The organism is Hwanghaeella sp. 1Z406, from assembly GCF_048892425.1.
Taxonomy (GTDB): domain Bacteria; phylum Pseudomonadota; class Alphaproteobacteria; order UBA8366; family Aestuariispiraceae; genus Pacificispira.
In genome coordinates this window covers 276,505-294,767 of sequence record NZ_JBLZHU010000005.1, presented here as the reverse complement: position 1 = coordinate 294,767, position 18,263 = coordinate 276,505, and the positions used below count along the sequence as shown (strand labels likewise).

General features: G+C 53.9%; 16 protein-coding genes, 1 tRNA gene and 1 pseudogene. 9 read left to right on the top strand and 9 right to left on the bottom strand.

Annotated features, from left to right (window positions below):
• Window positions 1-33 precede the first annotated feature (33 nt).
• The 3 genes and pseudogenes from ACOSDR_RS12540 to ACOSDR_RS12530 all read left to right on the top strand — a co-directional run.
• Window positions 34-396, top strand: a complete 363-nt coding sequence (locus ACOSDR_RS12540; RefSeq protein WP_420731491.1) for a helix-turn-helix domain-containing protein — start codon at window positions 34-36, stop codon at window positions 394-396.
• The gene (locus ACOSDR_RS12535; protein WP_420731490.1) at window positions 393-1,703 is read left to right on the top strand and encodes a type II toxin-antitoxin system HipA family toxin; all 1,311 of its coding nucleotides are present in this window, start codon (window positions 393-395) and stop codon (window positions 1,701-1,703) included. The genes ACOSDR_RS12540 and ACOSDR_RS12535 overlap by 4 nt, the downstream gene beginning before the upstream one ends.
• Before the next feature lie 36 nt (window positions 1,704-1,739).
• Window positions 1,740-2,012: pseudogene (locus tag ACOSDR_RS12530) on the top strand (dihydrolipoamide dehydrogenase); the annotation flags it as partial.
• Between the two features lie 39 nt (window positions 2,013-2,051).
• Here the strand turns inward: ACOSDR_RS12530 and ACOSDR_RS12525 are convergent.
• The gene (locus ACOSDR_RS12525) at window positions 2,052-3,722 is read right to left on the bottom strand and encodes a P-loop ATPase, Sll1717 family (RefSeq protein ID WP_420731489.1); all 1,671 of its coding nucleotides are present in this window, start codon (window positions 3,720-3,722) and stop codon (window positions 2,052-2,054) included.
• Between the two features lie 247 nt (window positions 3,723-3,969).
• On the opposite strand from ACOSDR_RS12525, the gene ACOSDR_RS12520 reads away from it, so the two are divergent.
• Window positions 3,970-6,399: a GcvT family protein gene (locus tag ACOSDR_RS12520; protein WP_420731488.1), complete on the top strand. Its 2,430-nt coding sequence runs from the start codon at window positions 3,970-3,972 to the stop codon at window positions 6,397-6,399.
• Window positions 6,400-6,414: 15 nt separating this feature from the next.
• On the opposite strand, the gene ACOSDR_RS12515 is transcribed toward ACOSDR_RS12520, so the two are convergent.
• The gene (locus ACOSDR_RS12515) at window positions 6,415-7,353 is read right to left on the bottom strand and encodes a DMT family transporter (protein ID WP_420731487.1); all 939 of its coding nucleotides are present in this window, start codon (window positions 7,351-7,353) and stop codon (window positions 6,415-6,417) included.
• Between the two features lie 81 nt (window positions 7,354-7,434).
• Between ACOSDR_RS12515 and ACOSDR_RS12510 the strand changes: the two genes are divergently transcribed.
• Window positions 7,435-8,226, top strand: coding sequence for a pyridoxine 5'-phosphate synthase (locus tag ACOSDR_RS12510; protein WP_420731486.1), 792 nt, complete (start codon window positions 7,435-7,437; stop codon window positions 8,224-8,226).
• Window positions 8,227-8,446: 220 nt separating this feature from the next.
• Here ACOSDR_RS12510 and ACOSDR_RS12505 read toward each other — a convergent pair whose 3' ends face one another.
• From ACOSDR_RS12505 to ACOSDR_RS12495, 3 genes are all read right to left on the bottom strand, one after another.
• Window positions 8,447-8,704, bottom strand: coding sequence for a hypothetical protein (locus tag ACOSDR_RS12505; RefSeq protein ID WP_420724730.1), 258 nt, complete (start codon window positions 8,702-8,704; stop codon window positions 8,447-8,449).
• A 170-nt stretch (window positions 8,705-8,874) separates the two neighbouring features.
• A complete protein-coding gene (locus ACOSDR_RS12500) occupies window positions 8,875-10,041 on the bottom strand; it encodes an MFS transporter (protein ID WP_420731485.1) in 1,167 nt (388 codons plus the stop codon).
• Window positions 10,042-10,136: 95 nt separating this feature from the next.
• A complete protein-coding gene (locus ACOSDR_RS12495) occupies window positions 10,137-10,685 on the bottom strand; it encodes a DUF924 family protein (protein ID WP_420731484.1) in 549 nt (182 codons plus the stop codon).
• A gap of 166 nt (window positions 10,686-10,851) precedes the next feature.
• On the opposite strand from ACOSDR_RS12495, the gene ACOSDR_RS12490 reads away from it, so the two are divergent.
• A tRNA-Pro gene (locus tag ACOSDR_RS12490) sits at window positions 10,852-10,928 on the top strand.
• Between the two features lie 56 nt (window positions 10,929-10,984).
• Here ACOSDR_RS12490 and ACOSDR_RS12485 read toward each other — a convergent pair.
• Window positions 10,985-11,905 carry a LysR family transcriptional regulator gene (locus ACOSDR_RS12485; protein ID WP_420731483.1) on the bottom strand — a complete coding sequence of 307 codons (921 nt, stop codon included), beginning with the start codon at window positions 11,903-11,905 and terminating at the stop codon, window positions 10,985-10,987.
• Between the two features lie 70 nt (window positions 11,906-11,975).
• On the opposite strand from ACOSDR_RS12485, the gene ACOSDR_RS12480 reads away from it, so the two are divergent.
• Window positions 11,976-12,779 carry a phytanoyl-CoA dioxygenase family protein gene (locus ACOSDR_RS12480; protein WP_420731482.1) on the top strand — a complete coding sequence of 268 codons (804 nt, stop codon included), beginning with the start codon at window positions 11,976-11,978 and terminating at the stop codon, window positions 12,777-12,779.
• A 43-nt stretch (window positions 12,780-12,822) separates the two neighbouring features.
• Here ACOSDR_RS12480 and ACOSDR_RS12475 read toward each other — a convergent pair whose 3' ends face one another.
• The 3 genes from ACOSDR_RS12475 to pdxY form a co-directional block, all read right to left on the bottom strand.
• Complete coding sequence (locus ACOSDR_RS12475; RefSeq protein ID WP_420731481.1) at window positions 12,823-14,025, bottom strand: permease; 1,203 nt, start codon at window positions 14,023-14,025, stop codon at window positions 12,823-12,825.
• A 122-nt stretch (window positions 14,026-14,147) separates the two neighbouring features.
• Window positions 14,148-15,176 carry a hypothetical protein gene (locus ACOSDR_RS12470; RefSeq protein ID WP_420724737.1) on the bottom strand — a complete coding sequence of 343 codons (1,029 nt, stop codon included), beginning with the start codon at window positions 15,174-15,176 and terminating at the stop codon, window positions 14,148-14,150.
• Window positions 15,177-15,298: 122 nt separating this feature from the next.
• Window positions 15,299-16,156 (bottom strand): pyridoxal kinase PdxY, encoded by an 858-nt coding sequence (gene pdxY, locus ACOSDR_RS12465; RefSeq protein ID WP_420731480.1) that lies wholly within the window; start codon window positions 16,154-16,156, stop codon window positions 15,299-15,301.
• A gap of 140 nt (window positions 16,157-16,296) precedes the next feature.
• Between pdxY and ACOSDR_RS12460 the strand changes: the two genes are divergently transcribed.
• Both ACOSDR_RS12460 and ACOSDR_RS12455 read left to right on the top strand, forming a co-directional pair.
• A complete protein-coding gene (locus ACOSDR_RS12460) occupies window positions 16,297-17,229 on the top strand; it encodes a DMT family transporter (protein ID WP_420731479.1) in 933 nt (310 codons plus the stop codon).
• 88 nt (window positions 17,230-17,317) lie between these two features.
• Window positions 17,318-18,202 carry an HpcH/HpaI aldolase/citrate lyase family protein gene (locus ACOSDR_RS12455; RefSeq protein ID WP_420724740.1) on the top strand — a complete coding sequence of 295 codons (885 nt, stop codon included), beginning with the start codon at window positions 17,318-17,320 and terminating at the stop codon, window positions 18,200-18,202.
• The last annotated feature ends 61 nt before the right edge of the window (window positions 18,203-18,263 follow it).

Sequence of the window (18,263 nt, the reverse complement as noted above, 5' to 3'; positions counted from 1 at the left end):
GTTATCTCTTAATACGTCTATAAAGCGCGAAAAATGACGCAAAAAATTGACTTTAAAATCGCCTCAAGTGCAGAGATTGAAACCTATCTCTGCGCCCGACTGGAAGCGGTTCGGCTCAGCCAGAATATGAACCAATCCGAACTGGCGAAACGGGCCAGTATTTCCTTGCGCACCCTAACCCGCCTTGCAACAGGCGAAGGCGGGGTTTCCTTCGATACCATCATTCGCGTGATGTTAGCCCTGAATCTTCACCATCATTTAGAGAACTTCATTCCTGATCCGACAGTGCGCCCAATCGAAAGAGTCCAATTCAAGGGGAAACAGCGCCAGCGGGCGCGCCGAAAGCCAACCGAGGCTGAGCCCTGGACCTGGGCTGATGACGGGTCGACAAAATGACCGACGCACGGGTTTTACTATGGGGATCAGAGATCGGCGCTGTCTCCTGGTTGGAGGATCGTCAGATCGGCGTTTTCCAATATACAGGAGCTTTTGCCAAAAGTGGGATTGAGGTCGCGCCCCTGACCATGCCCTTGCGCGACGCCCCCTATGAGTTCCCCAACCTGAACCAACAAACCTTCAAAGGCCTGCCTGGATTGCTGGCGGACAGCTTGCCGGATAAATTCGGGAACGCCCTGATCGATGCCTGGCTGGCGCGCGAGAACCGAACTGCCGCCAGTTTCAATCCCGTTGATCGCTTGTGCTACACCGGGTCCAGAGGCATGGGCGCGTTAGAGTTTCAGCCAAGCCGAGGCTCCGTCGCGAACACCAGCAGAACAGTCCAAATCGAAGCACTGGTTGAGTTGGCCAATCAGGCCCTAGACACGCGCCGAACCCTGAACGGCCGATTCGACGGCATTGATGACCAATCCGCGATTGAAGACATCCTGCGTGTCGGCACGTCCGCAGGCGGAGCCCGGGCGAAAGCAATACTTGCCTGGAATGAAAAGACTGGTGAATTCCGATCGGGTCAGATCCCCAACGATCCGGAATTCGGTTACTGGATTATGAAATTCGACGGTATCGACGGCAATCGTGATAAGGAAATCGCGGATCCGCAAGGTTTTGGGCGTATTGAATATGCCTATTTCCTGATGGCCCGGCAGGCAGGAATCAAAATGACGCCATGCCGCCTGCATGAGGAAGGTGGGCGGGCGCATTTCATGACCAAACGATTTGACCGAACCACATCAGGTGAAAAAATTCACATGCAGAGCCTATGCGCCCTGCAACATTTCGATTTCAATATGGCCGGTGCCTACTCTTACGAACAAGCAATCCAAACTCTAAAATTACTCAGTATTCCGATGCCCAGCATTGAAGAGCAATATCGCCGCGCCCTCTTTAACGTCATCACCCGAAACCAAGACGATCACGTCAAGAACATCGCCTTCCTGATGGATCGCGCGGGGACATGGCGCCTAGCGCCCGCCTTTGACATCGCTTATTCCTATAACCCGGATGGCGCGTGGACCAGCCAACATCAGATGAGCCTGAATGGGAAACGCGATGATTTCACACCGGAAGACTTTCTGGCATTCGCAAAAATGGCCGGAATAAAAATAACAAAAATAAAAAGAATCCTGGCAGAAATTGCCGCTGCGGTCAGCGCATGGCCCCAACATGCAAAAATTGCGGGCGTGCCTTCAGGGGATGCATCCAGGCTGCAAAATACTTTCAGAACTCAATTGATCAGCTTGGAATAATTTTACTGCTATTTTTGCTGACAGCGCGACCGCGCCCAGGCCGAACGTCGCACCGACGGGCTGGTCAAAGCAATCGTCGACACGAAGGGCCGGGCGCTGGGCTGCACCCTCGTCGGACCCCATGCCGGGGACCTGTTGCTCCCCTGGATCATGGCCGTACAAAACCGCCAGAAAATGAGCACCCTCGCCAGCCTGATCGCCCCCTACCCCACCCTATCCGAAGTCACCAAACGCACCGCCGGCAGCTATTTCACACCCAACCTGTTTTCGGATCGGTCGCGGAAGGTGGTGCGGTTTTTGATGCGGTGAAAAACGCCTGGATGAGATAGTTTTCACCCCTATTAAAAATTAATCTTTAGAACTTCTTTTCGAATAATCTCGGGATGAAAATCGTATTGAGAAATGTGAATATAGTCCGTTGTGGATACAAAAAATCCCTGAAAAATCTGGATCAGAATCTCCTCGAAACACATATCTTTCAAATGAACCCTTTCTAGTACCCACAGCGCCAGCCTTATACAAAAAGTACAATATATCAGCTGATTTGTATCTTCTACTTAAACGCTCAGTAGATGTATCAATTAAAGCTCTTTGGAAAAGAATCTCAGAAAACTCCTCCTGTGTGAATTCTTTTTGTATTCCTGTTAGCACCTTATCAACACCCTCTAAAGAGAAGGGATCAATGGAAATTGTTAGATGCTCACTAATCTCACTCCAGCTTAGATTCGAATAGCGCTTTCGTGCTCTTGAAATTAATCCCTCAGATATTTCTCTGGAATTACCAGAAATATCCCTACAAGTTGAAAGTAATCTAACAATATCACGCGGTCTATGCCAAGACATATCTAATATAAATTTTGGATTTAATTGATAATATTTAGATTTTCTAAAATATCTTGGCCAAATATATGTCTCAATATTTCCAATTTCTGCAGTCAATACACCGCAATTTTTTTCAGAATAAGAAATTTTTTTGCAGATCATTTTAACAAGTGGATGATGGATATCTATTTTTCCATGATCGCCCCAGTTCATACAAAGACCAAATTGCTCCAATGACTTTTGTATTTCTTTACCGAGATACTTAACTTTTTCTAATACTTCTGATCGAATTGCGGCCAAAAAATATACGCTTCTAGATTGAATTGAATGCACCCTATTCAATCGTTTTATTGCAACAATAAGATCTCTAATAAGTATACAATCTATCTCAAAAAGAACTCCAGCACCTGTACGCGGATCAATTTCATCAAAGCAAAGATAAAATTTACTTTCTGATACAGGTGTCAACTTAGAAAATAATTCCTCAAGATTTTTTGAATATTTATGGAAACTTATTAAGTTATTTTCATGATCATCAAATTCAAACTTTAAATCTATTTTAGGATTGTAACTAAGGCGCACCGACCCATCTTTTATTTTAGGTAAAAACCTAAATATATTACTAGATTCTTCTTTTTGCGTAATTGATTGTGCATATTTTAAAAATTCAGAAAGGTGTTTATCATCTACATATAATTTGTTTTTTGGATCTTTTATTATAGTCGAAATTCTTTTTAGTATTATGTAAATCCAGACATCTTCATAATCCAAATCTCTGTATATGGATGATCGATCCTCAGATTTTATCTCCTTACCATTGAGAAAGGCCTTTCGAACGTCATCATAGATTTCTCGTGGGAAATCTGATCTAAAACGAAAAAGCTCCGGTTCAATATTTGATTCATTTTGTCTTAGGACATATTCCTGAATATATCTTAAAAACGAAGTTTTTCCTGTTCCTTTTAATCCATAAATAAAATATTTATTTCCATTTATAAAATCTTCAATATTTACACCCTCGGGCATAAAAAATGTCTCAAAAAATCTATTCCTAATATCTTTGCTATTCGCATCTAGCTCATCTGTTGCATCAATAGATCCGAAATACATTTCAGAAATTTGAATCCGATTCTCCGGCAGATGCACAGCTTGTCTATTTCTTTTGGGAAATTTAAAATTCTTTTGTTTTCGTGGCATTATGAAACCCTTTAAGTCTTTTTATGACATCACCTTTAATGGCTTTTTATAATAAATAAAATCTAAAATATACATATTTTTAGCTTAAGGTTTCAATATACGGATTCCGTGCAAAGAGCTTCATGCTGGTTTTCCTGACAGCGACCCCTCAAATATCACATTTGCGACTCCCTTTTCATCCCTGAAAAACCGATGCAGAGTGCGGCGGATTTTGAATTTCTGACGCTGTTGCAAAGGGTGGTTTTCCATGAAATCGCATGTCCGGGTTGTCGTTATTGGTGGGGGTGTTGTTGGGTGTTCGGTGCTGTATCACTTAACCAAGCTGGGCTGGACGGACCTGTTGCTGATTGAGCGGTCTGAACTGACTTCCGGGTCGACCTGGCATGCGGCGGGCGGGTTTCATACACTGAATGCCGATACCAATATGGCCGCCCTGCAGGGATATACGATCCGCCTGTATAAGGAATTGGAAGAGATCACGGGCATGTCCTGTGGCCTGCACCATGTCGGCGGGGTCACGATTGCCACGACCCGCGACCGGCTGGATTACCTGAAGGCGGAGCGTGCCAAGCATCGCTATATGGGTCTGGACACCGAAATCGTCGGGCCGGAGGAAATCCAAAAACTGTCGCCGATTACCAATGTCGAGGGCGTGTTGGGCGGGCTGTATGATCCGCTGGACGGACATCTGGACCCGTCGGGCACGACCCATGCCTATGCCAAGGCCGCCCGCATGGCCGGCGCAGAAATCGTGCTGCGCAACCGCGTGCTGGAAACCAATCCCCGCGCCGATGGCGGCTGGGATGTGGTCACTGAACAGGGCACGGTCACCTGCGAACACCTGATCAACGCAGCGGGCCTGTGGGCGCGCGAGGTCGGGCAGATGGCGGGCGTCTTCCTGCCGCTGCACCCGATGGAACACCAATATCTGGTCACCGACGACATTCCCGAAGTCTATAACCACCCGACCGAATTGCCCCATGTCATGGACCCGGCGGGGGAGACCTATCTGCGCCAGGAAGGCCGCGGGCTGGTGATCGGGATTTATGAGCAGGACTGTGACCCCTGGGCCGTCAATGGCACACCGTGGGATTTCGGCCATGAATTGCTGAACAACAATCTGGACCGCATTTCAGAGCCACTGGACGCGGCGTTCAAGCGCTATCCCGTGCTGGGCACGGCGGGGATCAAGACTGTGATCAATGGTCCCTTCACCTTCGCGCCAGACGGCAACCCACTGGTCGGTCCAGTGCCGGGCCTGCGCAATTACTGGTCCGCTTGTGCCGTGATGGCAGGCTTCAGCCAGGGCGGCGGCGTCGGCCTGACGCTGGCGGAATGGATGGTAGAGGGCGAGCCCAGCCGCAACGTCTATGCCATGGATGTCGCGCGCTTTGGCGATTACTGCACCCGGCCCTATACCCGCATGAAAGTGACGGAAAATTATCAGCGGCGCTTCTCCATCTCCTACCCCAATGAAGAACTGCCGGTCGGTCGCCCGCTACAAACCACACCCGCCTATGGCCTGTGGAAGGCAGAACGCGCGGTCTTCGGCTCTGGCTATGGCATGGAGCATGTGAACTATTTCGCACCCGAAGGCGAACCGCTGTTTGAAACGCCAAGCTTCCGCCGTTCCAGTGCCTTTGACGCCATCGGGGCCGAATGCCGCGCCGTGCGGGAAGCGGTGGGCATCAATGAGATCCACAATTTCGGGAAGTATCTGGTCACTGGCACGGGTGCCGTGGCCTGGCTGAACCATATCATGACCAACCGCGTGCCTGCCGTCGGCAAAATCGCGCTGACCGCGATGCTGTCGACCAAGGGCAAGATCATCGGGGATTTCACCATGGCGCGCCTGGGGGAAGAAGAGGTGCAATTGACCGCCTCCTTCTCTGCCCAGTCCTTCCATATGCGCTGGTTCCAACAGCACCTGCCCGAAGACGGATCGGTCAGCCTGCGCAATGTGTCGCTGGAGCGGATCGGCTTTCAGATTGCCGGGCCGAACGCCCGCGACTTGCTGTCCCGCGTCACCGACAGCGACACGTCCAATACCGCCATGCCCTTCCTGAGCTGCACAGCCATCGAGATCGGACCGATCCCGGCCCTGGTCAACCGCGTCACCTATACCGGTGATCTGGGCTATGAAATCTATGTCCATCGCGATCATCAGGTTGCGCTGTATGAAGCCTTAAAGAGTGCCGGGGCCGATCTGGGCCTGAAACCCTTTGGCATGCGGGCCATGATGTCGCTGCGGCTGGAAAAGAGTTTCGGTTCCTGGCTGCGGGAATTCCGCCCGGACTTCACCCCGGCAGAAACCGGCTTGGACCGTTTCTGCAATTTCAAGAAGAATGACTTCATTGGTCGGGATGTTGCCGTTGCAGAGCGCGAAAATCCACCTGCCAACCATCTGGCAACCTTCGTCGTGGATGTGCCAGACAGCCCGGAATCTGCTGATTGTGTCGCAGACGAGCCGATCTGGCAGGACGGCAAGGTCATCGGCTATGTCACATCAGGCGGCTACGCCCATTGGGCCCGCAAGTCCGTCGCGATTGGCATGATCCCCAAGGAACGCATTATCGAGGGCGGCAAGTTCGAGATCGAAATCTTAGGGGTGCCCCATACGGCCACCCTGATCACCGAAGCCCTGTTCGACCCGAAGGCAGAGCGGATGCGGGGGTAACCCCGCCCGCCCGCCTTAAGGATTGCGCGGTGCGACTTTGGCGGCCAGCAGGCGACGTTTGCGCTCGCGGTAGAAGGAATAGACGCCGGTGCCAACGATGATGGCGGCACCGATCAGGGTCCATTGGCTGGGGTAATCGTTGAAGACGAAGATCCCCAGCAGGATGGCCCAGATCATGATCGTATAGCGGAACGGGGCCACGAAGGCGATTTCGCCAACGCGCATGGCCTTCACACTGAAGATATAGCCGAAAATCACACAGACGGCCGCCGTGCCCAACAAGGCAAGCGCGTGCCCGCTTAAGGGGCGCCATTCCATCGTCGGGGCCATGACCGCCGCCAGAACCGTGACCGCGACGGAGGTCAGCAGGGAAACGAAGATTGAGGGTATCTGGGCGTTCAGCCGCCGGGTCGAAATATCCCGCAGCACGACAAAGGCAACCGCAACCAGCGCCAATATTGAAAAGCTGTTGAACCCGTCAGACCCCGGCCGCACGATCATCAGAACACCACAGAATCCAACCGCAATCGCCGACCAGCGCCGCCAGCCCAGGGGCTCCTTCAGGAACACGGCGGCGGCCAGAGTCACGGCCAGCGGCATGGTCTGCATGATGGCTGTCAGATTGGCCAACGGCATATGCAACAGGGCCGTCAGAAAGGCGGTGGTGGACCCGACCTCCCCCAGAACACGCAGGGCCAGAATGCCGCGCTCCCGCTTTGGAACGGAGACTTTCAACTCGCGTCGCCAGGCTGCAATCACCACGATCATTGCGGTCGCGGCCAATCCCCGGAGCAACATCGCCTGATACATGGAAACGAAATCATAGGCGAGTTTCATCAATGTATCATTGACGATAAACGCCGCCATGCTGGCCGCCATCAAGGACGCGCCTTTTATATTATCGGACAAAACCATCTGCGGCTTATCAACCAATCCCTGCGAAAGGTCCAGCACGATTTCATCAAAATGGCCCTATCAAAGTGCTGTGAACATCCTATATCTAAAGCCAATTAAGCAAAGTTCGGGATTTCTGGTATGAAACGCGTTGAAACAAAACTGTCTGTGAACCTGAACAAGGTGGCCCTGCTGCGCAACCAGCGTCATGTCGGCTATCCCGATCCCATTGAGGCGGGCCGTACCGTGCTGCGGGCGGGTGCCCATGGCCTGACCGTGCATCCGCGCCCGGATGAGCGTCATATCCGAAAGAGCGATGTGATGAACATCGCCGCGATGATCCGCGATGAAGGATGGGCCGCGCGCGGGGTGGAATTTAATGTGGAAGGCAATCCCTTCGATGATTTCCTGGCCATCATCAACAAGGTCCGCCCGGATCAGGCAACGCTGGTCCCGGACTCCCCCGATGCTGCCACGTCTGACAGTGGCTGGGATGTGTTTGGCGAGGCTGACCGGCTGAAGCAGACAATCGCCACCTTAAAAGGCCTTGGCTGTCGTGTCGCGCTGTTCATGGATGCGACCGACGATCCGGCCCCGGCCATGCAAAAAGCCGCCGCCCTGGGGGCCGACCGCGTCGAACTCTATACCGGCCCCTATGCTGATGCCTTTGGCACGGCGGACGAGGCCGCGTTATTGGCCCGCTATGCCAGATCGGCCCAGGCGGCGCTGGATGCCGGCATGTTGATCAATGCCGGACATGACCTGACAACAGAGAATCTGCCGAACCTGATCCGCGCCCTGCCCCGGCTGGACGAAGTTTCCATCGGTCATGCCTTCACAGCAGATGCGTTGTGGATGGGCTTCGATGCCACCGTGAAGGCTTATTTGACGGCCTTGCAGTTTAAGGGCGACCAGAAGACGGCAGCAGCCTAGACTCTCCCGATGAAAGCACGCGGCATTGCCGTCCCTCACAGGAGGGTGGTGATATCTGCAAACAATGCCGTCGCTCCCGCGCAGGCGACAGCCCAGGGCCACCCACGCCCATCGTGCCTGCCGCCCTGGACCCCGGATCAAGTCCGGGGTGACGACGACATAGGCACCCTCTCCCTGAGAAGCGTTTCGTCTTGAAGGGCGGGCCCGCTGTAAATATCGCTCAGCGCAGCAGTTTCTTTGCTTCCTCCAGCGCCTTTAAAAGCCCGCGATCATTATTGTCCTTCATCGCGGCATCGGCGATGGCGTATTGGCGCAGGGCGGCATCTTTTTTCATACCCGACGGGGCACGGTCCAATTCCGCCTTAAATGTCTTCAATTGCGCAACGGCCGTGGGCTTACCCGAAGGCACGCGAGGGGCGGCCGTCAGGGGAGTATTTGAAACAACCGTCTGCGTTTTCTTAGGTTTTGCTTTTGCCATGCGACTCTCCGAGTAAAGCGGGGGTAGGCCCCAAACGGGGTCCCGCGCAAATGGCGACACAGTATCGCCCATTCATGAAGGGGAGGGCCGGGGGTCCGGTCCATTCAGCGCAGTATAGCCTATATCCAACGCTTAAGCATCCGCTGATAATTGACGGCGGGTTCAGCGGCTCAGACTACGGTTTTGGGAAACCGTCGCGCCAGATAATAGGCGAAAATGGTGGCTCCGACGAAGATCACCGCGCCAATGATAAAAGGGGAGTCCGGCCCAAAGGCGCTGAAAACCGCCGCCCCCCAGGCAGGCCCTAAGATTCGCGCGAAGGACTGGGCGCTTTGGGCATTGCCCAATGTGCCGCCACGCATTGCCTTGGGGGCAATCTGGCTCAACAGGCTTTGCATGGCCGGATTGTGCAACCCCATCCCGATCGCCAGCAGGCCCATGGGCAGCAGGATCATTATTGGGGCGTCCACGATCAGGATCGCCAGCATCGTTGCAGTCAGTGTTCCAGCCGCAAAGATGATCACCCGCGCCTCCCCGAATATGGGCACAACACGGCGCACCAATCCCCCCTGAACCAGCACGGTGATCAATCCGGAAAAGGCCAGATAATACCCAACATCCCGCGCGCCCAGCCCAAATTCTGCGGCCGCCCAAATGGCAAATACCCCTTCCATCGCAGTGAAGACCAGATGGATTGTGAAATGCAGCACCAATAACAGGGAGATATTGTTGTTGCGCAGCACATTGGTGGCAAAGCGAACGATTTGGTCGTCACTGTGTCGCGCGGGTTCTTTAACGAACAGCACCGCGATCAACAGGCCCAGCGCCGCACAGCCTGCCGCCGCATAGGCGGGCAGCGCATAATTTGGCGCATCGCCCCCGACCGCCCAGGCACCCAGGCCTGGCCCGATGCAAAAGCCGACCCCGAAAGCAGCCCCCAGCATCCCCATACCCTTTGCCCGGTCTGCATCCGATGTCACATCCGACACATAGGCCGCCGCCGCTGTGAACCATCCCGCCGCCAGCCCCGCCATGACCCGGCTGGCATAAACTTCAGCCAGTCCCTCAACATTCGCCAGCCAAAGATAAGACAGCACCGTCGCCAAAGCAGAGGCAAGCAGCACCGGCTTGCGCCCGATCCGGTCAGACAGCCAGCCCCAAACCGGTGCGCTGATCACAGCAGCCATGGAGAATGCAGAAAAAATCAGCGGCGCCGCGCCCGACTCACCGCCCAGCGCCGTCACCTGAAAGGGCAGCACCGGCACGATGATGCCAAGGCCGATGATACTGAACACAGTGGCCAGAATAAGCGGCAGGATGGGGCGGAGACTGGACATCACAACTCAAAGAGAAGAAGGGGCGGGATTATCTGTTGACGTGCGAAAGTCATACTGGACCCGCCGCGTCAGGAAAAGGCATTTGGCCCCGATGCCTAGAAAGAAGAGCCTGGCTGGGTCAGAAAGTCGCGCTCTGCATCGGTGCTGATCCGACCAAGCGCCGCATTGCGATGGGGAAAGCGCCCGAACCGAACGATAATGTCGCGATGCTGCCTGGCATATTCGTCATAGGTTTCATCCCCCATACTGGCGATCAGCGCACAGGACCAGTCCTGGTCTGCCAGGGATTCACTGTGTTCAAATGGCAGATAGAAGAAGAGCTCCGACAGGGTAGGCAGACCGGGATCGGTATGAAATCCGCGCGCAATGACATAGCGGGCAATGTCCCGGGCCAATGGATCCATCGCGAAGGCCTTTGCCGAGTCGCGATACAAATTGCGGGAAAACTGATCCAGCACGATCACCACCGCCAGCGCGCCCAGCGGCGTATCCGACACCGCCCAGGCCGCCTCGCTGCTATCGCAAAATGACTGATGCAGATCAGAAAATTGCTGATGGATCGCCGCATCCAACGCGTCGGACCGCGCAAACCAATCCTTGGGTCCATGCTGCGTGCACCAAAAATCCAGAACATCCGTAATCACTGAAGAAACACCCTCTTGCTGTCTATTTCCGCAAGCCTATCGCACTCCCGCCGGTTTTGAAAATTCCAGGACCCGATGCAATCCACATCTTGCACCGCCTGAGCCGGAGCGCTATAAGCCGTTCCGCTTTATGGTGATGGTTCGCCATCATCCGATCGCACCCTATCGGAGTGTAGCGCAGCCTGGTAGCGCACCTGCTTCGGGAGCAGGGGGTCGCAGGTTCGAATCCTGCCTCTCCGACCAATTCAAAAATATCATGCAGTTTGAGGGCGCACAATTTGCGCCCTCTGCTGTATGCATTAGTCGTTTGCAAACAGGCTGATGATTTCCGCCTGGGCGGCTTTCAGGACGGGGCGGATTTGGGTTTGGGGCATATAGGCCAGCAGGATCCGCTGTTCCGCCAGATCATCGGCGATGGGGATGGAACAGATGGGGCGGCCATCATAGGTGACGGCGGTTTTGGGATGAGTGTGGGTAACAGCAATGCCAAACCCATTGGCGACCAGTGACCGCAGCAGTTCAAAGCCACGGACCTGTGCCGTGATGATGGGATCAACCTTGCTGGCCCTCAAAAGCCCCAGGACATATTGGGCGCTTAACGGTTGATCCAACAGGACCAGTTTCTGATTATGCAATTCAGACAGAAACACACTCTTTCTGTCGGCAAATTCATGATCGACCGGACAGATCACATGGGGCTGTAAGCTATAGATCGTCTGGGTCAGCATATCGCTTTCCAGACCCAAATCATAGGTGATGGCCAGATCCGCCGCGCCCCGTTTCAGGGTGTTGGCCACCCCTTCCATATCCGCCTCCGTATAGCGGACGATGACGTCGGGCAGCTTTTCCCGAAGGCGCATTAGCAGCCGGGGCAGGATGTAAGGCGCAATCGCCTCGTAACAGCACAGGCCGATTTCACCGCTTAATCCTGCATTGGGGCCTGCCAGTGCGGCAACTGTTTGCGCCTGATCGCATAACAGGTGGGCCTCCGCCATGACCTTCACACCAAACCGTGTCAGCGAGACGCCGTGGGCCGGATGCCGCGTGAACAGCTTCAGACCATAATGCTGTTCCAAGGCCGCAATGGCGGTAGAAATCGATGGCTGTGACACATGCAGATTATGCGCCGCCGCCGTCACGCTGCCCGCATCCGCAGCCGCCAGCGCATAAATGATTTGTTTCAGAGTTATCGATTTGATTTTTTGATATTGAGTATACATTAATATTATTATCTTTGATGACTAATGTTTTGTAAAGATGCCCTCAGCCCTTTCAACGCGCGGAGTAGACATGACACAGCATCTTGATGAACGGACCGTTTCAGAGTTCCGCAACAATGGCGTGACTGTAATGCGGGGTGTGTTTAAGGACTGGGTTGAAACGCTGCGCGACGGCGTTGCCCTGAACATGCGTGAACCAGATCCGACGGCCCGTATCTATACCGGGGAGAATGGCGGTGGCCGCTTCTTCGTCGACTATTGCAATTGGCAGCGTATCCCCCAGTACAAGGACTTTATCTTTAACTCTCCCGCCGCAGAAATCGGGGCAGAGTTAATGGACAGCAAGATGGTGCAGTTGTTTCACGAACATGTATTGGTCAAAGAGGCTCAGGCTGGGGTGCCAACGCCCTGGCACCAGGATATGCCCTATTACTGTGTGGATGGCCCCAAGACGGCCAGCCTTTGGATTCCCCTGGATGAGGTCCCGCGTGAACGGGGCGTCGAATTCATCGCAGGGTCCCACCTATGGGGCAAATTCTATCGCCCGCAGCGGTTTAACGGTCAGCCGTTGAACGAAAATGATATCCTGGAAGATATCCCCAATGTGAATGAGAACCGGGGCGACTATGACATTGTCTCCTGGGACGTATCCCCGGGCGATGCCATTGCCTTTGATTATCGGACCATCCATGGGGCACCGGCAAACAACAGCCCCAGCGAACAGCGCCGCGCCTTTTCCCTGCGCCTGGTCGGCGATGGGGTACGGTTCGCCCGGCGCGAGGGTATTGTCACCTCCCCGCCCTTCACTCAGGTCCAGTTAAAAGACGGAGATCCGCTGCAGGCGGATGAATTTCCGGTCCTTATCCCCGCTTGATAAGAGCGACGTTAAAGGACGACCTGTTGCAATACGATAACCATCAGACAAAGGCCCAAACCAGAACCCCTCCGCCTAAGACCGCTATCGCCCCTGCGGTAGCAACACGTTTGATCGGGCCATCGCCTTCCATATCATGGCCATGACCGTCATGTTTGTGTTTGGAGGCTAAGAAGAGAAGACTGGCTGTCACGGCCATAAAGGCCAGGTTCAGCCAGAATGTGTAGTCAATCTGGAACTGAACGATATCAGTGACCGTGCGCGCACTTTCCGGGGAAATTCCCAGCAGGGCAAAGCTGCCGGACAGGATCAGCGCGGTGGCGACGATACTGATATACATGATACCAGCGATATACAGGGCGACGCGATAACCATAGTATTTTGCATTCACGGCAACCAGCGGAGGCACCATCAGATCGGAATAGATGAAACCCATCAAACCGGCAAACATCACCCCATTGGAGGCGAGCACTGTTGCCAGTGGGATGTTACCCATTGATCCGATGAAGGTGGCTGCCGCAACGAAGGGTGCGACCAGCGCATTTTCAACAGCGATCACCCAAGCTGGCAGTGTCGATGTCATATCGATCAAGAATATCTGGCCCCAGACTGCTGGTGGAACGAGGACAGAGACAAAGCCCGCAACGACAAAGCCAATCAGCACCTCTTTCCAGACCATCAGCCAATCCATCACGAAGGTATGGCCGACCATTTGCCAGCCTTCCCGGCTAACCAACCGCTGGCGCCAATCGAAATCGTCCGTGCCGGATTCGGCTTCTCCTTCCACCTTCTCGCGGGCGCGCTGCATCCAAGATTTGGGATAGGTCAGGCGGATTAAAACGCTGCTGATCGCAATAAGGATCAAGCCACCGATAATCTCGGCGGCCAAATACTGCCAGCCCAGAAAGATATAAATCAGAATTCCCAGCTCGATAACCAAATTGGTTGAGGCAAACATAAACGCGACCGCCGCAATGAAATGCGCTCCCTTGCTGAGCAGAGCCCTAGCGGCTGCCAAGGCAGCGAAGGAGCAAGAGGAAGATACGGCGCCAAAGCCTGTTGCAAAAAGGATAGATTGAGGCGAAGCCTTGCCCATAACACGGGTTAAATTCCGTTTGGGCACGAAGGTCTGAATCATTGCACTGATAAAATACCCCAGGACAAAAGCCCACCCGGCCTTCCAGAAAAAGCCAAGAGCGGTCTTTGTCGCCTCCGCATAAATATTCCAAAATTCAGAACTAAACATAGCGTGTACGGCAACCGATCATGGCGAAGAAGCAGGTTAAACAGCCCAATCCGTGCCCATTTGTTATTAAAAGACTGGTTTTCACGTAAGTTAAGCAACCAGTATTTCAATCACAAAAGCCGCTACTTCAGATCAATTGCAGAGCGTTCCAGTTTCTTGATCGTATCCAGGCCAGGTAGGATTTCACCATTCAAAAACTCTAAACGAGCCTGGGGTCCACCCGGGTTTTTGTTTGGAAACCGGGTCTTCCAGGAATCCATTTTCATGGTCAGACCACACAGGACGCCGCCAACAGAGGTATGGTGGCTGGTAATATATTGCCGAACGGCCTTGAAATGCTCCGCAGAGGCATTATCCCAGAAATCATGGGTTTTGCGGTCGAATGTGTCGAAACGCAAATTGATAAGGCGGACAATTTCCTTCATATCCGCTTCGACCTGATCGATCATTCGCTCTTTGGGTCGATCATTGCGAATGGTCCAGGCCCCCTTCATTTCCTGAAGCCAGACAATGAATCGCTCTACGGTCGGCGCAATCTTATCCAGGCAGTCCCGGAAATAGGCCAGCGACAGGAAGATATCCCCATAATCTTCAACGAACCGGGGAATATCCATCACCTTCACATCAAGCTCTCGCGCTAATTTCGCAAGATTAGAGCGTGTATCCTCCTGATGCGGGTTACGCAACATCGCGATCAGATCGATGCTTTCATCCAGCCCGTCCACATCCGTGCCAAAAACCTGCGCGATCAATGGTCTGGTGAATTCCCGCATTCGATCCGCCAGGATCGCCTGACGCTCCGAAGAGAGCTTGAGGTATTCTTCATCATTCACGGCGATGCCCAGCGCGCGCAAGGAGATCCGACAGGAATAAACGTCGAAGCTGGGCATCTTGTCCAAGCCCCGGATTTTTACCATATCGTCGGGCAGACTTTCAGCGTCCGTTTCTTCAAAAAAATCCGGCAGGTCCTGCACATACAGCTGACCGCTGACCCCCGCCTTGTCCCTGAACAATTCAACGGCTGTTTCCAGCCGGCTGTTTTTGACCAGGCAGGCGCGGCGCAAAGCCGGTGTTTTTATCGGAATCATACATAATGGCAGGATATGCAGGCTATCCTGTTGCTCGGTTGTCGGCTTCAGCGCCTCATCCACTGTTCACTGTCCTTTGTCCGCGCCCATCGCCCCATCCAGCGCACGACATTATTTGCCCGAGATATTTCGCATATTAGCGCAATTTTGCAATGCCTCGTATTAAATAAGGTTAACAAAATTTATTACGAAACAATTCTCGCCTGAAACAGCTGTCTCGGGTGCAGGATATCATCCTGGGCATCCAACAACGCCAATTCCCGCGTCCCAGCCGCCTGGGTTGCGCCAAAAACTGCGTGCACGGCCGCGGCGGTTCGCGCCAAAGCCGCATCCGCCTGTCGATTTTCCAAATAAAATGCCAGGAACAGGGCCGCCGTTAAATCCCCCGCTCCATTCGGCGCAGGATTCAGATCCAGCTTGGGTGTGGAAACCAGCCACGCGGCCTGCTGTGTCACAACCAGCATTTCTATATGCCCCTGTGGGGTCTGATCCCCCTCTAAACTGGTCAGCAATATCAACTTGGGGCCGAGCGCCAGAAGGGCCCGACACCCAGCCAGAGCGGATGCGATATCCGTTACCGCGATACCGGTCAGCAGGGTCAATTCAAACACATTCGGGGTCGCAATATCAGCGGCGGGTATTGCACGTTCTTTCATAAAGGCTGGAATGTTATCGCGCACATAAATGCCAGGCGCAACATCCCCCATAACAGGGTCACAACAATATAGAGCCGACGGGTTAGCTTGCTTGACTGTTGCCACAGCATCCAGAACAGCCGCACCCAAATCCGCATCTCCCAAATAGCCGCTGAGGATTGCCTTGCATCGGGGAAGCACCTGCATCTGCTCCAGCCCGGAAACAACATCCCGTATGGTTTGCGCAGAAAACACCGGTCCCATTGGGGGACCATAGCCGGCATGGGCCGCAAACATGACAGTGTGAACCGCCCAGACTTCGCGCCCCAAACGTTGCAACGGAAAGGTTATCGCGGCATTTCCCACATGACCGTAAGCAACATGCGATTGGATGGATAAAATGGCCATGGTACCTCGTGCGCCTAACATTGTGCGGGATATCAGCGATGCGCTTGTTTAAAGGGTTACTCCCGACATTGCCAATCGGGAAACCCATTCCTATCATTGCGCTGCAATCCTATCCTCTGTTCTAGAGAGTGTTCCTTTCGGTGCCAAGCCAGTCCTATATCTTCAAAGCGCCCGCCCCCAACAATGTGCAGGGCGCCGCCTATATCGTTATGTGTTGCGTCCTGGTGGCGATGACAACATTGATCGCGCGGGCCTTAGGGCCGCAAATTGCGGGAGAAGCAGCCCTGCATCCGGTTCAGGTTTCCTGGGCCCGGTTCTTTTTCGCGGCCTGCACGATCCTACCCATCGCAATGATGCGAGGCGTCACGCTGAACGATACACCCTGGCTATTGCATCTGGGGCGAATTCTCTTGGGGCTTGGCGGGGTGATCGGAATGTTCGCCGCCGCCGGGTTGATGGTTTTGACCGATGCGACGGCTATCAGCTTTCTAAGCCCGCTGTTCAGCATGATTTTTGCCATCTTTTTCTTGCGGGAAACCATCGGCCCCTGGCGTTGGCTGGCCGCAGGCATTGCCTTTTTGGGTGCCATGGTCCTGACCAGACCAGGTTTGGATACGTTCCAACCCGCTGCATTGATCGCGCTGTCCGCAGCCGCCTTTTTGGGGGTCGAACTGATTTTCATCAAACTGCTGAGCGGGCGCGAAAGACCGTTGAAGATTCTGGCAATCAATAATGGCGTCGCGGCCCTGATTATCAGCATTGCCGTGATTTTCTTCTGGAAACCACCAACTCCCATACAATGGGTCATGCTGGTCGCCTTGGGCGTCATCATGGTATCTGCACAGTCCCTATTCCTGAAAGGCATCGCCATGGCAGAAGCGAATGTCGCCGCCCCGTTCTTCTATACAACACTGATTTTTGCCAGCGTTTACGGCTGGATCGTATTCAATGAAATACCGGGTCTATACAGCCTGGTGGGGGCAGGTCTGATTGTATGCGGCGCATTATTGCTGACCTGGCGAGAGAATCTGGCACGGAAGAAAATGCCCGGCGACACACCAGCGACACAGTAAAACTGTGCAGACGCGAGAAAAGAATTTAACCCCCTAAAAAAATGAAATACATTCCAACTAGTGGAAAATCCCTTACAGGAGACTGTGAATGCCTGCATCTGCCCGCCCCCGTCGCTCCGTTCTTTATATGCCAGGATCCAATCCCCGCGCCTTGGAGAAAGGTCGCACTCTGTCGGCAGACGTGCTGATTCTGGATCTGGAAGACGCCGTTGCACCGGATGCCAAGGCCGCTGCCCGTACCAACATCGCTGCGGCTTTAGCGGAGGGCGGATATGGAAAACGCGAGATTCTGGTGCGCGTAAACGCGTTGGACGCCCCCTGGGGGCGTGAGGATTTGTCCGACCTGGCATCTTGCGGCGCGGATGGAATTTTGCTGCCAAAGGTCGAAAGCGCGGATGCGGTGCGCAAGGCGCTGTCGATCCTGGATGCGGCGGGCGGTCCCGCCGATCTGGCCATCTGGTGCATGATTGAAACGCCCATGGGTGTGCTACACGCCGAAGAAATCGCCGCCGCGTCACCGCGCATGGCTGGTTTCGTGATGGGGACGTCCGATTTGGCGAAAGAACTGCATTGCCTGCATACACCCCAGCGCTTGCCGTTCATGACCAGCCTGAACCACGTTGTTCTGGTTGCCCGCGCCTATGGATTGGCGGCATTAGATGGCGTGCATCTGGACCTGTCTGATGATCAGGGATTCACGGAAAGTTGTCAGCAAGGGCTGGAATTGGGGTTTGACGGTAAAACACTGATCCATCCAAAAACCATCGATCAGGCCAATCAGACCTTTGGACCCAACGCGCAGGAAGTGGAAAGCAGCAAAGAGATTATTGCGGCCTTTGAGGAAGCCCAGTCTGCCGGAAAAGGGGTCGTGGTGCTGAATGGAAAACTTGTTGAAAATTTGCACGTTGAGAACGCACGGCGCATCCTGACCCTGGCGCAAATGATTGAAGACCTCTCAACGGAAAAGGAGTAAATATAGTCGAACCGGATGATGAGTACCTAGGTAATGGCAGGTCCATATGTCTGATTTCACA

Coding starts and splice junctions, on each gene's coding strand:
- pdxY (WP_420731480.1), bottom strand. CDS start 16,156: ATGGCCATTTTATCCATCCAATCGCATGTTGCTTACGGTCATGTGGGA.
- ACOSDR_RS12510 (WP_420731486.1), top strand. CDS start 7,435: ATGAAACGCGTTGAAACAAAACTGTCTGTGAACCTGAACAAGGTGGCC.
- ACOSDR_RS12480 (WP_420731482.1), top strand. CDS start 11,976: ATGACACAGCATCTTGATGAACGGACCGTTTCAGAGTTCCGCAACAAT.
- ACOSDR_RS12505 (WP_420724730.1), bottom strand. CDS start 8,704: ATGGCAAAAGCAAAACCTAAGAAAACGCAGACGGTTGTTTCAAATACT.
- ACOSDR_RS12535 (WP_420731490.1), top strand. CDS start 393: ATGACCGACGCACGGGTTTTACTATGGGGATCAGAGATCGGCGCTGTC.
- ACOSDR_RS12540 (WP_420731491.1), top strand. CDS start 34: ATGACGCAAAAAATTGACTTTAAAATCGCCTCAAGTGCAGAGATTGAA.
- ACOSDR_RS12475 (WP_420731481.1), bottom strand. CDS start 14,025: ATGTTTAGTTCTGAATTTTGGAATATTTATGCGGAGGCGACAAAGACC.
- ACOSDR_RS12455 (WP_420724740.1), top strand. CDS start 17,318: ATGCCTGCATCTGCCCGCCCCCGTCGCTCCGTTCTTTATATGCCAGGA.
- ACOSDR_RS12525 (WP_420731489.1), bottom strand. CDS start 3,722: ATGCCACGAAAACAAAAGAATTTTAAATTTCCCAAAAGAAATAGACAA.
- ACOSDR_RS12520 (WP_420731488.1), top strand. CDS start 3,970: ATGAAATCGCATGTCCGGGTTGTCGTTATTGGTGGGGGTGTTGTTGGG.
- ACOSDR_RS12500 (WP_420731485.1), bottom strand. CDS start 10,041: ATGTCCAGTCTCCGCCCCATCCTGCCGCTTATTCTGGCCACTGTGTTC.
- ACOSDR_RS12485 (WP_420731483.1), bottom strand. CDS start 11,905: ATGTATACTCAATATCAAAAAATCAAATCGATAACTCTGAAACAAATC.